At 40.8% G+C, this 14,184-nt stretch carries 16 protein-coding genes; 6 read left to right on the top strand and 10 right to left on the bottom strand.

Features of this window, described 5'->3' with window-relative positions:
- The first annotated feature begins 87 nt into the window (after window positions 1-87).
- Window positions 88-1,908 (top strand): threonine--tRNA ligase, encoded by a 1,821-nt coding sequence (thrS, locus tag FZ945_RS02060; protein ID WP_148802153.1) that lies wholly within the window; start codon window positions 88-90, stop codon window positions 1,906-1,908.
- Window positions 1,905-2,423, top strand: coding sequence for a translation initiation factor IF-3 (infC, locus tag FZ945_RS02055; RefSeq protein WP_009295104.1), 519 nt, complete (start codon window positions 1,905-1,907; stop codon window positions 2,421-2,423). Before thrS ends, infC begins: the two co-directional genes overlap by 4 nt.
- A gap of 908 nt (window positions 2,424-3,331) precedes the next feature.
- Here infC and FZ945_RS02050 read toward each other — a convergent pair.
- From FZ945_RS02050 to FZ945_RS02035, 4 genes are all read right to left on the bottom strand, one after another.
- Window positions 3,332-3,529, bottom strand: a complete 198-nt coding sequence (locus FZ945_RS02050) for a hypothetical protein (protein WP_148802151.1) — start codon at window positions 3,527-3,529, stop codon at window positions 3,332-3,334.
- A gap of 2 nt (window positions 3,530-3,531) precedes the next feature.
- Window positions 3,532-3,837 (bottom strand): hypothetical protein, encoded by a 306-nt coding sequence (locus tag FZ945_RS02045; protein ID WP_148802149.1) that lies wholly within the window; start codon window positions 3,835-3,837, stop codon window positions 3,532-3,534.
- Window positions 3,838-3,925: 88 nt separating this feature from the next.
- The gene (gdhA, locus tag FZ945_RS02040; protein WP_148802147.1) at window positions 3,926-5,284 is read right to left on the bottom strand and encodes an NADP-specific glutamate dehydrogenase; all 1,359 of its coding nucleotides are present in this window, start codon (window positions 5,282-5,284) and stop codon (window positions 3,926-3,928) included.
- A gap of 196 nt (window positions 5,285-5,480) precedes the next feature.
- Window positions 5,481-6,053 carry an SMI1/KNR4 family protein gene (locus FZ945_RS02035; protein ID WP_148802145.1) on the bottom strand — a complete coding sequence of 191 codons (573 nt, stop codon included), beginning with the start codon at window positions 6,051-6,053 and terminating at the stop codon, window positions 5,481-5,483.
- Between the two features lie 99 nt (window positions 6,054-6,152).
- Here FZ945_RS02035 and FZ945_RS02030 point away from each other — a divergent pair, with 99 nt between their 5' ends.
- On the top strand, window positions 6,153-7,082 hold the full coding sequence (locus tag FZ945_RS02030) for an outer membrane protein assembly factor BamB family protein (RefSeq protein WP_148802143.1): 930 nt from the start codon (window positions 6,153-6,155) through the stop codon (window positions 7,080-7,082).
- Window positions 7,083-7,122: 40 nt separating this feature from the next.
- On the opposite strand, the gene FZ945_RS02025 is transcribed toward FZ945_RS02030, so the two are convergent.
- The 6 genes from FZ945_RS02025 to glmM all read right to left on the bottom strand — a co-directional run bounded on the left by FZ945_RS02025 (window position 7,123) and on the right by glmM (window position 11,815).
- Window positions 7,123-8,562 (bottom strand): acetyl-CoA carboxylase subunit A, encoded by a 1,440-nt coding sequence (locus FZ945_RS02025; protein ID WP_004317286.1) that lies wholly within the window; start codon window positions 8,560-8,562, stop codon window positions 7,123-7,125.
- A gap of 116 nt (window positions 8,563-8,678) precedes the next feature.
- Window positions 8,679-9,224, bottom strand: a complete 546-nt coding sequence (locus FZ945_RS02020; protein WP_021087019.1) for an HI_0983 family protein — start codon at window positions 9,222-9,224, stop codon at window positions 8,679-8,681.
- A gap of 9 nt (window positions 9,225-9,233) precedes the next feature.
- Window positions 9,234-9,668 carry a CopD family protein gene (locus tag FZ945_RS02015; protein ID WP_148802141.1) on the bottom strand — a complete coding sequence of 145 codons (435 nt, stop codon included), beginning with the start codon at window positions 9,666-9,668 and terminating at the stop codon, window positions 9,234-9,236.
- Window positions 9,669-9,677: 9 nt separating this feature from the next.
- The gene (locus FZ945_RS02010) at window positions 9,678-10,040 is read right to left on the bottom strand and encodes an NINE protein (RefSeq protein WP_148802139.1); all 363 of its coding nucleotides are present in this window, start codon (window positions 10,038-10,040) and stop codon (window positions 9,678-9,680) included.
- Window positions 10,030-10,482 carry a signal peptidase II gene (gene lspA / locus FZ945_RS02005; RefSeq protein WP_103601638.1) on the bottom strand — a complete coding sequence of 151 codons (453 nt, stop codon included), beginning with the start codon at window positions 10,480-10,482 and terminating at the stop codon, window positions 10,030-10,032. Before lspA ends, FZ945_RS02010 begins: the two co-directional genes overlap by 11 nt.
- Complete coding sequence (gene glmM, locus FZ945_RS02000; protein ID WP_103558329.1) at window positions 10,475-11,815, bottom strand: phosphoglucosamine mutase; 1,341 nt, start codon at window positions 11,813-11,815, stop codon at window positions 10,475-10,477. Before glmM ends, lspA begins: the two co-directional genes overlap by 8 nt.
- Before the next feature lie 157 nt (window positions 11,816-11,972).
- On the opposite strand from glmM, the gene rpsT reads away from it, so the two are divergent.
- The 3 genes from rpsT (at window position 11,973) to FZ945_RS01985 (ending at window position 14,040) form a co-directional block, all read left to right on the top strand.
- On the top strand, window positions 11,973-12,242 hold the full coding sequence (rpsT, locus tag FZ945_RS01995; protein ID WP_103635885.1) for a 30S ribosomal protein S20: 270 nt from the start codon (window positions 11,973-11,975) through the stop codon (window positions 12,240-12,242).
- A 14-nt stretch (window positions 12,243-12,256) separates the two neighbouring features.
- On the top strand, window positions 12,257-13,324 hold the full coding sequence (gene prfA, locus FZ945_RS01990; protein ID WP_004317452.1) for a peptide chain release factor 1: 1,068 nt from the start codon (window positions 12,257-12,259) through the stop codon (window positions 13,322-13,324).
- Between the two features lie 296 nt (window positions 13,325-13,620).
- Window positions 13,621-14,040, top strand: coding sequence for a TOBE domain-containing protein (locus tag FZ945_RS01985; RefSeq protein ID WP_148802137.1), 420 nt, complete (start codon window positions 13,621-13,623; stop codon window positions 14,038-14,040).
- The last annotated feature ends 144 nt before the right edge of the window (window positions 14,041-14,184 follow it).

Below are 14,184 nucleotides of genomic sequence, written 5' to 3'. Positions count from 1 at the left end.
TTATTAAGTTTAGCTTAAAGCCCATTTCGATAAAATCCTTAATCGTTCTTTTATCGTAAAAAAGACAATTTGATATAAGGAAAAACAATGAGCGATATCATCGCATACAAACTAAATGGCGAAATAGTCGATACTCAAAGTATCGCAGGGCGTGAGAGTAGTGCTGAGCCTATCTATTTTGACAACTCAAAAGAGGCACTACACGTTATCAGACACTCCTGTGCGCACCTCATGGCACAAGCTATCAAATCACTCTATCCAAAAGCGAAATTCTTTGTCGGACCAAACGTAGAAGATGGATTTTATTATGATTTTAGAGTTGATGATGAGGGCACGAAGCTAGGCGAGAGCGATCTAGCAGCGATCGAAGATAAGATGAAAGAGCTTGCTGAGAAGAAATTTGACATCGTTAAAACCTGCTCAACCAAAGCTAATATGAGTGAGAAATTTAAAAACGACGATCTAAAACAAGAGGTCTTAAAAAGAATTCCAGATGGCGAAGTGAGTAGCTACGCACAAGGCGATTTTGAGGACCTTTGCCGCGGACCGCACCTGCCAAATACTAAATTTTTAAAATTCTTCAAGCTTACACGCGTAGCTGGCGCATATCTTGGTGGCGATGAGAGCCGTGAGATGCTAACTAGAATTTACGGCACAGCTTACGCAGACAAAGAGAGCCTAAAAGAGCACATCCGCATCATCGAAGAGGCTAAAAAGCGCGACCACAGAAAGCTTGGCATCGAGATGAAGCTATTTACATTTGATGAAGAAGTGGGCGGTGGTTTGCCTATCTGGCTACCAAATGGCGGACGCTTAAGATCAAAACTAGAGCAGCTCTTATACAAAGCTCACAGAGATCGCGGCTACGAGCCAGTGCGAGGTCCTGAGCTTTTAAAGGCTGATGTGTGGAGAAGAAGCGGTCACTACGCAAACTATAAAGAAAATATGTACTTTACAACGATCGATGAGACAGAGTATGGCATCAAGCCGATGAACTGCGTGGGTCACATCAAAGTCTATCAAAGTGACATCCGCTCTTACCGCGACTTGCCGCTTAAATTTTTTGAATACGGCGTCGTGCATCGCCATGAGAAAAGCGGCGTGCTTCACGGACTTTTCAGGGTTAGAGAATTTGCACAAGATGACTCACATATCTTTTGTATGCCAAGCCAGATCAAAGAAAATATCTTAGAAATTTTAAAATTTGCTGGCACGATAATGGAAAATTTTGGCTTCCACTATGAGATGGAGATTTCAACCAAGCCAGCCAAAGCGATCGGTGGCGATGAAATTTGGGAAACTGCTACAAAAGCGCTAAAAGAAGCTCTTGATGAAAATGGCTTTAAATACGGCATCGACGAGGGCGGCGGCGCATTTTATGGACCAAAGATCGACATTAAGATCACTGATGCGCTTAAGAGAAAGTGGCAGTGCGGCACGATACAAGTCGATTTTAACTTGCCAGAGCGCTTTGATCTAGGCTACATCGACGCAAACAACGAAAGACAGCGCCCAGTAATGCTTCACAGAGCACTGCTTGGCAGTTTTGAGAGATTTATAGGAATTTTACTTGAGCACACTGCTGGTGAGCTACCATTTTTCGTAGCTCCAACGCAAGTCGTCATTGTGCCTATTAGCGATGCGCATTTAGACTATGCAAAAGAAATTTCACGCGAGCTAAGAAAGATCAACGTCGATAGCGAGATCGCAAGTAAAAACGAGAGTTTAAATAAGAGAATAAGAACGGCAGAAAAACAAAGGGTGCCTATGATAGTCGTGCTAGGAGACAACGAAGTAGCGAACAAAAGCGTTGCGTTGCGCGACAGACAGGCTAGGACGCAGAGCGATATGAGCTTGGCGGAATTTATAAATTTAACGAAGGAGAAACTTAGTGAGGTACATTTTTGAGTAAGGAAAATGAAGTATTGCTCAATGAGGACATAAGGGCGAGAGAGGTAAGATGTGTAGGGGATGATGGCACGGCATACGGTGTCATCTCAAGAGATGAGGCTTTAGAGATCTCAAACAAGCTTGGGCTTGATCTAGTGCTTATAGCGCCAGATGCAAAGCCGCCAGTTTGCAAGATAATGGACTATGGTAAATTCCGCTATCAGCAAGAGAAAAAGCAAAAAGAGGCCAAGAAAAAGCAAAAAACCATCGAGATAAAAGAGATAAAACTCTCTGTTAAGATCGCCCAAAACGATATAAACTATAAGGTTAAACACGCAAGCGAGTTTTTGCAAGATGGCAAACACGTTAAATTTCGTGTATTTTTGAAGGGTCGCGAGATGAGCACTCCAGAAGCTGGCGTGGCTATGCTTGAGAAGGTCTGGGAGATGATCAAAGATGAAGCTGACCGCGACAAAGAGCCTATAATAGAAGGTCGTTATGTAAATATGCTTGTAACTCCAAAAAAGGGTTAAAATCTCACAAAGAGCAGGCTGGTGCTTGCTCTTTTACTAAATTTTTAATACAAAAACTCATAAATAACTATTTCTCAAAAAATCCTATCATTTTTATATTTGCTAAATTTACGCAAGGGCGTTTTACTGGGATGATGTGGCTTGTGATTTTGTAAATTTAAGTGTTTGTGGGGGTGTTTTAAACCAAATTTTGTCTAATTGCAGGCTAAATTTGGCAAGAAAATTGATTATTTGTAGCTTAAATTTAGCAAAATTTAAATTCCCTTGTCCAAATTTGATTATCTTGCTGTCACTCGCAAAAGCGCTGTATCTAAAAACTTCTTGTGAGTTTTAAATTTCGTTTATATGCTTGCATGAGTGTTTTAGGCTAAATTTGACAAGAAATTTGTTTGTAGCTTAAATTTATAAAATTTTAATTTTTGCTTACCAGAATTTGCTCCATCCTTTTTTCTGCCACTCATTATAAAGCCGTCTAGTAAAGTAAATTTGATAACTTCTTTCGATTTGTAAATTTATGGTGCGTGTGCGAGTGTCGTGAGCTAAATTTCATCTAATAGGTTGCTAAACTTGACGAGAGAAATATAGCTTTAATAAGTGCCCTTTGCAAATTCTTGACTGCTTTTATTTTATTTGGAGCTAAATTTAGCAAGAAATTTCTTTGTTTATAACTTAAATTTATAAAATTTTAATTTTTGCTTACTGGAATTTGTTCGATTTTTATCGTTCGCATGGATGCTTTACAGAAATTTGGTTGGGTGAGAGCCGCATACTAGAGTAAAAATGAAAGCTTCTTTTGAGTAAATTCGATATTTGTAGTGTTTATGCGAGCGTTTTGAGCCAATTTTTGCTTAATAGCTGGCTAAATTTATAAGTTAAATTTGGTTTTTCTTGTAAAAATGCGAGCAGTTTTATCGCTTTAAAATGCTTTTTGCAAAGGATTTGACTGCTTTTGTTTTATGCGGTAGTAAAATTTGATAAGAGAAATTTAGATGTGGCTTAAATTTATAAAATTTAACTATCTCTTGCCAAAAATTAAATTCTTTGTCGTCTGGCTGGTTAAAATTTGGGAGTTGCTCTGCTGATGGTAGGATTTCACCATTTATCATTATTATGTCGAAGTTGCAAGTGCTATGAAATTTTTCGCTCGCAACGCATTTGCTGCAAATTTCTTCATCGCCAAGTAGTCACGCATAGACCGCTCCACTATTTGCCGCCATATCGGCTCTTTTGACAAAATTTCTATAAAAAGCTCTAAAAAAGGTGGTATGCTCGCCACCCTAGTGAAATTTAACCAAGCTTCAAATCCATATCCGCCACGCCAGCAAAAATTTGTCAAAAACGAACACCGCATAAAATGCTTCAAGCTAGCGTAAATTTGATAGCTTGCTAGTAAAATTTGCCGTGCAAAAGCCAAATCCTATTTTGGCTAAAAACCCTAGCAAGCCTTATATTGATTTACGTCCAAATTTAGCTTGGACGTAAAATTTACAGAGCAAATCAGCCTACACATATCCTTGATCTATCATCGCATCAGCCACTTTTCTAAAGCCAGCGATATTTGAGCCAAGCACCAAGTTGCCCTCATCGCCAAACTCTTTACTCGTTTCGTAGCTTAGTTCAAAGATGTGGTTCATGATGCCATGAAGTCTGCGATCGACCTCTTCAAAGCTCCACGAAGTCATGCCAGCATTTTGCATCATCTCAAGTCCGCTTGTGCCCACGCCACCAGCGTTTGCCGCTTTTGCTGGAGCAAAGTGAAAGTCTTTTTGTTCAAGCATGAAATTTATCGCATCAAGCGTGCTTGGCATGTTCGCGCCCTCAGCCACGAAGCGGCAGCCATTTGCGTAAAGCACTTTTATGTCAGCTAGGTGAAGCTCGTTTTGTGTCGCACATGGGAAGGCTCCGTCGCATGGCACGTCCCAGACGCCGTTTCTGCCCTCTTTATACTCGCTCACGCTTACATATTTTGCATTTGGTCTAAATTTGGTGTATTCGCTAAGGCGAGCGCGTTTTACTTCTTTTAGCTCTTTAAGCACCGCTAGATCGATGCCCTCAGCGTCATAGACATATCCGTTTGAGTCAGAGACAGTGATAGGCAGTGCGCCTGCTTGATAGAGCTTTTCGACTGTGTAGATGGCGACGTTTCCGCTACCGCTGACGCTGCATTTTTTGCCCTCTAGATCAAGTCCAGCTTTTTTTAGCATGTTTTGAGTGAAATATACTAGTCCGTATCCAGTAGCCTCTGTGCGCGCTAGGCTGCCGCCCCAGTTTAGCCCTTTGCCAGTTAGGATGCCATCAAATCTGCCAGTTAGTTTTTTATACTGACCAAACATATAGCCGATCTCTCTAGCACCCACGCCGATGTCGCCTGCTGGCACATCCACGGTGTTGCCGATGTGGCGGTAAAGCTCACTCATAAATGCCTGACAAAAGCGCATTATCTCGCCCTCGCTCTTACCCTTTGGATCAAAGGTGCTGCCGCCTTTTGCGCCGCCGATATTTACGCCAGTGAGCGAGTTTTTGAAAATTTGCTCAAATCCAAGAAATTTTAGCACGCCAAGATCGACGCTTGGGTGGAGCCTTAGACCGCCTTTGTATGGGCCAACAGCTGAGTTAAACTGCACGCGGTAGCCGTTATTTACCTTTGGTCTGCCATCGTCGCCCGTGTATGTCACGCGAAAGATCACCGTGCGCTCAGGGATGACGATACGCTCTAGGATCGCGTGTTTTTGGTACTTGCTCTCTCTTTTTATAAGCGGCTCTAGGCTGTTTAGAACCTCAGTCGCAGCTTGGACAAAGACGCCTTGACCTGGGTTGGTCTTCTTTATCCACTCCATCGTTTGTTCGATGTACTCGCTCATTTTTGCTCCTTTTTCCTTTTTTTTGTAGTTAAATATTAGCTCGACTAGAAAAAATTTTTATTTAAAGATATTTTAATATTTTTATTTTGGGCAATGAGTGTTACATATTGAAACTAAATTTATAAAAAGTGGTTTTTGCTTTGGTTACTAGGATAATTTTATAAAAGAGGATTTGGCTAGAGTGAGCCTAAATTTACTAAATTTGCGCCATCTCTTGCCAAAAAGAAAGTGCTGTGTCGTCTGCTTGGACAAAATTTAGGATATTCTGGGCTGATGGTATGGCTTCATCATTTAGCCTTGCTATATAGGTGCTGGCAAGCGCTATGAAAAATTTTTCAAAGTCGCTCGCAACGCGCCTGCTGCAAAGCTCCTCATCTTCAAGTAGCCACGCATAGACCGCACCACTCGCGCAATCAAGCAAAAATATCCATGGATCACCCACGGCAAAAACTATCAAATTTGCCGGACGAGCTTCGCCCTGCCACCATTTGCCTCCAAACTCATCTACGCTATTTAGCCGCACTAGCTCGCTCGCGTAGTCGCCTCTGGAGCCAAAACTGACATTGCAAATTTCAAAGTTGCCAAGGTCAAATTTGCTTAAAAGCTCTGTAAATTTAGCTGGGAAATTTACGCCAAGGCTCTTTTGCGCTTGCACGAGCGCCGAAGCGTCCTTTTGTGGCAAAAGTCTTATGCCAGTCATGCCCTCTTGCTCTAGCGGCAAAAAAATTTGATCTAGTTTTCTAGCGATCTCGTCTAATTTTAAAAACATATCGCTCCTTAAATTTGCTAAATTTGGCAAATTTTATCAAATTTAGCCCAGTGCGCTTTTAAATTTGGGTTATAATCGCCATAAATTTAAGGAGCTAGCGTGGTTAGATCATATCCTCTTGATATGCCTGGCGTGGAGTTTCGCGGACACGGCGTGACTGGCATTTACGAGATGGATGAGCGCATTGCATTTGTGCATTTTGCTTTTGGGGCGCCTAGCGAGCTAGAGATAGCTCAAAAACTAACGCCAAACTACGTGCTACTAGATACATTTTCGCTCGACTTTAGCGAGCATAAAAGATCAACGCTTACCTACAAACAAAGCGAAATTTTTATAGCTAGCAATGCGCGTTGCTACCCAGAAAATGGCTACTTCGTGCTAAATACTAGATACTACAAGGGCTACATAAACTCCCCAGCAAAGCTTATAAAGATAGATAACGGGCAGATGAGCGAGCTCGGCGTTGCTAAGGAGCCTGTAAAAGAGATATATAACGACGCTAAAACGTATGAATTTGATGGCTTTTGCGTGCGAATGAGCTCGCCATTTATGATGGAGTGCAAAGAAATTTTAGGCGGCGCAGAGCTCAAAAGCGAAGCAAAAGATGAAAATTTAAACGCTAATTTGCCGCCCAAAGAGCAGGGCGCAAGGATAGGTAAAACCATCTGGCAGCTAAAACTTGGCGCATATCTCTACACGCCAGTTTGCCTGAATGATGGGGTGCTTTACTTTGGCACTGCTGGCAAGGGCGGAGATCTATACGCCGTGGATGCAAAAAGTGGCGAGGTGATGTTTAAGTTTAAAACCAGCGGCACGGAGCATTTTGTTTGGGTCGAGGGTCAAATTTTGCTCGCAAACCGCAAAAATAAGCCAGTTTTGATAAGCGCTAAAGATGGCTTGCTATTAAAAGAGATAGAGTTTGAGAAATTTAGACTTAGCGCAGATCAGATCATGCTAGTAAGCGGTGGCAGGCTCTATGCTGTGGCAAATGACGGAGCTAAAATTTACGCAGTTTGCGCAGAAATTTAGCTTTGGCGAAATTTATCGCCAAAGCTGCAATGAGATAAATTTATCTCTTCTTTTTATATCTTTTTATCGCCTCTACGATGACCTCTTCTAGGTCGTCATTTGGCTCTTTGTTCATATCATCGTAGGTGTTTTCAAGGATAGTTTTTAAGTTTTTCTCAACATAGCTAGTATCGAAAAATCCCCTTCTAAATTCCTTACTCTTGCTGATCGTTAGCAAAAATGGGATGATCGTTCGCACGCCCTCGATAGTAAATTCTTCAAGTGCTCTTTCAAGCTTATTTACCGCGAGATCGTAGTCGGTTGCTTTGACGATCAGTTTTGCGATGAGTGAGTCGTAAAATGGCGGTATGGTGTAGTCCTTATAGACGTGGCTATCGACGCGCACAGATGGGCCAAGAGCTGGGTAGTAGCCCTCGATCGTGCCTGGTGCTGGGATGAAATTTTCCCAGACATTTTCAGCCGTGATCCTTGCTTCTATCGCGTAGCCGCGTGGTTTGATGTCGCTTTGCTCGATCTCTAAAATTTCACCAGCTGCGATCCTTATCTGTCTAACGACAAGATCATGTCCTGTGATCTCTTCAGTGATGCCGTGCTCCACTTGGATACGGGTGTTCATCTCCATGAAGTAAAAGTTGTTGTAGTCATCTAGCAAAAACTCGATAGTTCCTACGTTTGAGTAGCCCACAGCCTTTGCAGCAGCCACAGCAGTCACGCCCATGATCTTTCTTAAATTTTCGCTAATCGATGGGCAAGGTGCGATCTCGATGATCTTTTGGTGACGCCTTTGGATAGAGCAGTCACGCTCGCAAAGGTGGATGATGTTGCCGTAGTTATCGCCTAAAATTTGAAACTCGATGTGGCGAGGATTGACGACAAGCTTCTCCATAAAAACTTCGTCGTTGTTAAAGTATGCTTTTGCCTCTCTGGTGCACGACTCAAAGGCATCTTGCATATCTTCTTCTTGCCAGACCTCCCTGATACCGCGGCCACCACCACCACCGCTTGCTTTTAAGATGACTGGATAGCCGATGCGCCTAGCGTGCTCTTTTATGGCATCCATGCTCTCATCATTTAGCTTTTCAGTGCCTGGCACTATCGGTATGCCGTTTTTCTTCATCAGATATCTAGCGATGTTTTTATCGCCCATTTTCTTGATGACTTCAGCCTTTGGACCGATGAAGATAAGCCCAGCGTCCTCGACTGCCTTTGCAAATTCGTAGTTTTCGCTTAGAAAGCCGTATCCTGGGTGTATCGCATCAGCTCCGCACTCTTTAGCAAGCTTTACGATCGCTTTGGCGTCAAGATAGCCTTTGATCGGATCTTCACCCACTTGATAGGCCTCATCAGCGATCCTGACATGCAAGCACTCGCTGTCTGGCGCTGTGTAAATTCCTACGCTTTGGATGTGTAAATCCCTACAAGCTCTGACTATCCTAACTGCGATCTCACCACGATTTGCGATAAGAATTTTATGTATCATAGGCTATCCTTTTTGAGTTTTTCTTATCATATAACTATTCGTTTTATTTTTAGATAAATTTGTTAAGTCTGGTTTTAAAATTTGAGTGCAAAGGCTAAATTTACACTCAAATTTCTTTATTTGCTGATGATTTGGGGAAAAGGTGTGGCTAGGGCTTTTTTGCTAAAATCTTGCGACTCGATCGTGAAATTTGTAGCAAATCTTTGAATGCCCTCTTTTTTATAAGCACGCCTTTGGATGGTAAAAAGGACTAAATTTCCGCCTTGTTTGGTGTAGCGATATATCGAGTGCTCGGCCGTTGGAGTGCCATTTAAATTTGAAAATATCGTGATATCAAGATAAATTTCATTTGCGAGCGAGCCCTTTTTATAAGCTACTTTTAGCCCTTTTGCCTTTAGCTCTTTTAGATCATTTATCTTTTGTTCGACTGCTTGCTCTGGCGTAGCGTCAAATTTAAGGGTATTTAACGAGAGCATATAGCTAAAACTATCTAGTTTCTCACCAGGGAGCAAGTACTCCTGCGTGAATAAATTTGGCACAGGCTTGGCTGAGCTTGCTAGCGAGTAGAGTCTGTTGTCAAATTTTATCTGCATTGGCTCAAAATACTGAGTAGCCGCGAGCAAGAGCGCTGGCAAAGCGATAAATGCTAAAAATTTCTTCATCAAATTCCTTTAAAATGGATTTACTATCATGACCCAGATGATGATGAGCATCGCGATAGTTGGCACTTCGTTGTAAGCTCTAAAGAAGATGCCACTTTTGTTACAGCGTTTCTCTTTGAGTTGCTTCATGTAGCGTCCAAGGTCTAGGTGATAGATAGCCATTAAGATGACAACTAAAATTTTGACATGGATGTGACCAGTTTTTATAAGATCAGGAATCGCGATAAGTATAAAAATGCCAGTAACAAATGAGCCGATGAGTGCTACCCAACCGATGTAGTGATACATCTTATACTCCATCACCTCAACCACTTTTACAAAGTCTGGTTTGTCCATGTTTTCTACGTGATAAACGTAGAGCCTTGGCTGATAAAACAGCACTGCCATCCACGAGATGAAAAACAAATAGTGGAGGTATTTTAAGTAAAGATAATATTCTGCCATAACGTCTCCTTATCTAAAAAGTATCTCTTTTCTAGCTTCAAATTCAGCCTTGCTGATCGCACCACTCTCAAAAAGCTCGTAAAGCCTTTTTAAGTCATCTTCTTTATCTTTTAGTTTTAGTCTCTCTTTTAGCTCGACTTTTTGTAAATTTTTCTCGACATAAGCGCCAACCAAAAATGCGTCGATGATCCACCAAATGCCCCAAATAGCTAAGAATGGTATGCCTATAATGAAATAAAACGTAGGGTAGCCAACGAAAAATAACCCCATCATCAAAAAGCCAGTGATAAATTTACCAAGGTAAATTCTATGCGCTCCAAGCCAGCCAGTAAGTAGCCAAAGCGCGTATGCGACGTAGATATTATTTCCCACTCTCTCTCCTTTTTCTAAAACTTTGCCAAAGTATCATCACCACGCAAAGATCGATCATCACATCAGCGAAGTTAAAGACCGCAAAGTTAAACCACTTGTGCCAAAAGACGTAATCCACGACGCCGCCATGGATAAATCTATCTGTGATATTTGAGCTGCCAGCTCCTAGCAAAGCTCCAAGCCAAATGGCATGTGAGCAAAGCAGCTTTTTCTCAACGACCAGATAGACAAAAACGCCTAAAATGAGGGCGATCTGGATAAATTTCAGCCACTCATCTAAAAAGGCAAACATCGAAAATGCAACGCCCTTATTATATGTAAGAACTAGCGAGAAAAACTCGCCCTCCCACGAAAAACCATCTATAAATATCATTTTTATCGCTTGATCAACGATAAAAATTAGAAAAAACGCTATGAAAAATTTAACTAAATTTTTACGCATTTAGGGCTTTTACAAAAAATTTCTCAACTTCATCCATGCGTTTTTCAACTAAAGTTTGATTTTTGCCCTCAAGCAAAAGTCTGATCAAATTTTCAGTACCAGAGTATCTAAAGAGCGATCTTATGCCCTCTTTTGCAAGGCTAGCCTCAAGCTCTTTTAGCCCCTCTATCTTATCAAGCGGCTTTTTCTCTGTGATCTTTAAATTTAGCAAAATTTGCGGATACGGCTTTAGCTCGCCAAAAATTTCACTAGCCTTTTTGCCTTTTTTAAGCATCATCGCGACAACTTGCATCGAAGTAACAAGGCCGTCGCCAGTCTTAGCGTAGTCGTTAAATATGACGTGGCCGCTTTGCTCGCCGCCAAAATTTATGCCATTTTCTTTCATCATCTCAAGCACGTATTTATCGCCTACGTTTGAGCGAAGTAGCTTGATCTTGTGAGCTTTTAGATAGTCATCAAGCGCGGCATTACTCATAACAGTAGCCACGATGGCTCCGCCTTTTAGAGTCTTTTGCTCGTGTAAAAATGCAGCTAGTGAGCCAAGTATCGCGTCGCCATGCACTACTTCTCCGTTTTCATCGACAACGACAAGCCTATCAGCATCGCCGTCAAATGCAAAGCCGATGTCAGCACGAAGCCTTTTTACCTCGCTTGCTAGATCTTCTGGGTGAAGCGCGCCGCAGTTTTGGTTGATATTGCTACCATTTGGCTCGTTGTTTATGACGATGACGTCAGCTCCAAGCTCGCTAAATACAGTTGGTGCGACCTTGTAAGCAGCTCCGTTTGCCACATCTAAAACTACTCGTAAATTCTTTAAATTTAGCTCTTTTGGGAATGAATTTTTGATCTGCACGATATATCTGCCGATAACATCGTCGATCCTCTTGTTTGCGCCGATCTCTGTCATCGTCTTTTGGGCGTTTGCGATGAGCTCGTCGTCGTAGAAAATTTTCTCTATCTCAGCTTCTATCTTTTCATCTAATTTGTTGCCAAAACTATCAAAAAATTTGATGCCGTTGTCGTAGTATGGGTTGTGTGAGGCGCTTATCATTATGCCAGCGTCACAGCGCATATTTTCTGTTAAAAATGCGATCGCAGGTGTTGGCATAGGGCCTATTTGAAGGACGTTGTAGCCAACCGCAGTTAGTCCCGCAACGATGGCAGTTTCGATCATATAGCCGCTTTTTCTAGTATCTTTTCCGACCAATATCACATTTGTCGCTGAGGTCTTTCTAAAATAAATTCCAGCAGCCATTGCAAGGCGCATAGATGTCTGAGCTGAAAGCTTTTCGCCAGCCTTACCACGAACTCCGTCTGTTCCAAAAAGTTTCATAAATTTATCCTTTTTATTATAAAATGGTGCTATTTTATCAGAAATTATCAAATTTAAAATCTAAAATTTTATTTGTTTTAAAGCAGACTTAAATTCAGTTACAATTAAATATATTTTTCATATAATCACGGACTAAAATTATCAAAAAAGGTATATTATGGCAAACCATAAATCTGCTGAAAAAAGAGCTAGACAAACTATAAAAAGAACAGAAAGAAATAGATTTTACCGCACTAGACTTAAAAACATTACAAAAGCAGTGCGCATAGCTGTAGAAGCTAAAGATCTAAATGCTGCAAATGAAGCTTTAAAAGTTGCTAACAAAAGCATTCACAGCTTTGTAAGTAGAGGCTTTTTGAAGAAACAAACTGCTGCTCGTCGCGTTAGTCGTCTTGCTCAATTAGTAAATACTCTAAAAGCTGCTTAATCTATTAAATTTTAATGTTTGCTGATAAACTTCATCCATTTTTGGATCGCTATGATGAAATTTCTACGCTTCTAAGCGATCCAAATATAGCAAACGATATCGAAAAGATGACAAAGCTCTCAAAAGAGCAATCATCTATCGAACCAGTCGCAACTGCTGCAAAAAAATATCTACAAATTCTAAACGACATCGAAGAGAATAAAGCCCTACTTGAGGACTCTGAGCTTGGCGAACTTGCAAAAGATGAGCTTAAAAATTTAGAAATTTCAAGAGAGAAGCTTGAAGAAGAGATCAAAATTTTGCTTCTTCCAAAAGATCCAAACGATGATAAAAATATATTTTTAGAAATTCGCGCAGGCACTGGTGGTGATGAGGCTGCACTATTTGTTGGAGATCTTTTTAACGCTTACATCAGATATGCAGAGCTTCGCGGATATAAATTTGAGATCGTTAGCCAAAGCGAGGGCAACACTGGTGGTTTTAAAGAGATCATCGTGCTTATAAAAGGCAAAGGCGCTTACTCTAGGCTAAAATTTGAAGGTGGCACACATAGGGTTCAGCGCGTGCCAGAGACTGAGAGCCAGGGCAGGGTGCATACCTCGGCTGTGACTGTGGCTATCATGCCAGAGGTCGAAGATAGCGAGATCGAGATCAATCCAAATGATATAAGAGTTGATGTTATGAGAAGCTCAGGTCACGGCGGCCAGTCGGTAAATACAACTGATAGTGCCGTTAGGATCACGCACATACCAACTGGACTTGTTGTCACAAACCAAGATGGCAAGAGCCAGCACAAAAACAAAGAAGCTGCGATGAAGGTGCTAAAGGCTAGACTTTACGAGATGCAAGAGCAAGAGAGACTTGCAAAAGAGACTAGTGAGCGCAAAAGTCAGGTCGGTACTGGCGACCGCTCTGGCAGGATAAGAACTTATAACTACCCACAAAATCGCATAAGTGATCACCGCATAAATTTAACTCTTTACCGCCTTGACGCTATCATGGCCGCGGGATTATTTGATGAGATCATAGAGCCACTTATCACTCACTATCAAGCAGAAGCGATGCTTGAAGCTGGAATTTAAAGACCCTAACTTCTATTATTTCTAAACTCAAATTTATAAATTTCTCTTGTTTAAATTTAAAATTTAGAGTCAAATTTTATAAAAATAAGGTAAAGGTAATATTTAGTAATATTTATTTGAAAAAATTATTTAAATTATTTTTGTAAATTTGACCTTATAAATAGCGTTATTTTAGCGTTTGAGAAGTTTTAAATTTTAATTTTTGATATTATAAAATTTCATATAACAATTTTAAGTTTGCATTAAAAATATTACTTTACAATGTCAAAACAATTTAAATCATAAAAAGGAAAAATATGTCACTAAGTGCAAGAAATCAACTAAATGTTGAGATATCAGAAGTAAGAACAGGTGCGGTAAATTCGCTAATCGCTGGTAAAATCGCAGGTGGCGAAGTGCTAAAAGCGACTGTAACAGTTGATAGCGAGAAAGCTCTTGATCTTAAAGTTGGCAAAAAAGCTATATTTTTATTCAAGGCTTCAAGCGTTATCGTTTCAAAAGATGACAGCATCAAACTTAGCGCTACAAACCAAATCAAAGGCGTTGTAAGCGAGATAAAAGACGGCGCTGTAAATGCTGAGGTTATCATCGACGCGAGCGGCAGCAAAATTTCAGCTATCATCACTAGAGAGTCAGTTCAAAATTTAGCTTTAAAGGTAGGCGACAAAGTAACTGCTATCATTAAAGCAACTCAAATCATAGTTGGCGTTAAATAATTTCTCGGGGCAAATTTGCTCCGATCTTCCTTTAAACTAATATTTTTTATTAAGCTATAAAAGAAAATCCTCCCAAAAATCTAAAAAAATTGATCTATAAAAAATTTAATTCATATTTATTTCTGGCAAATTTTAAAATTTAAA

The sequence above is a fragment of the Campylobacter concisus genome (assembly GCF_902460535.1).
GTDB lineage: Bacteria > Campylobacterota > Campylobacteria > Campylobacterales > Campylobacteraceae > Campylobacter_A > Campylobacter_A concisus_AS.
The sequence above is the reverse complement of the archived record's forward strand: the minus strand, read 5'-3'. Positions and strand labels throughout refer to the sequence as shown.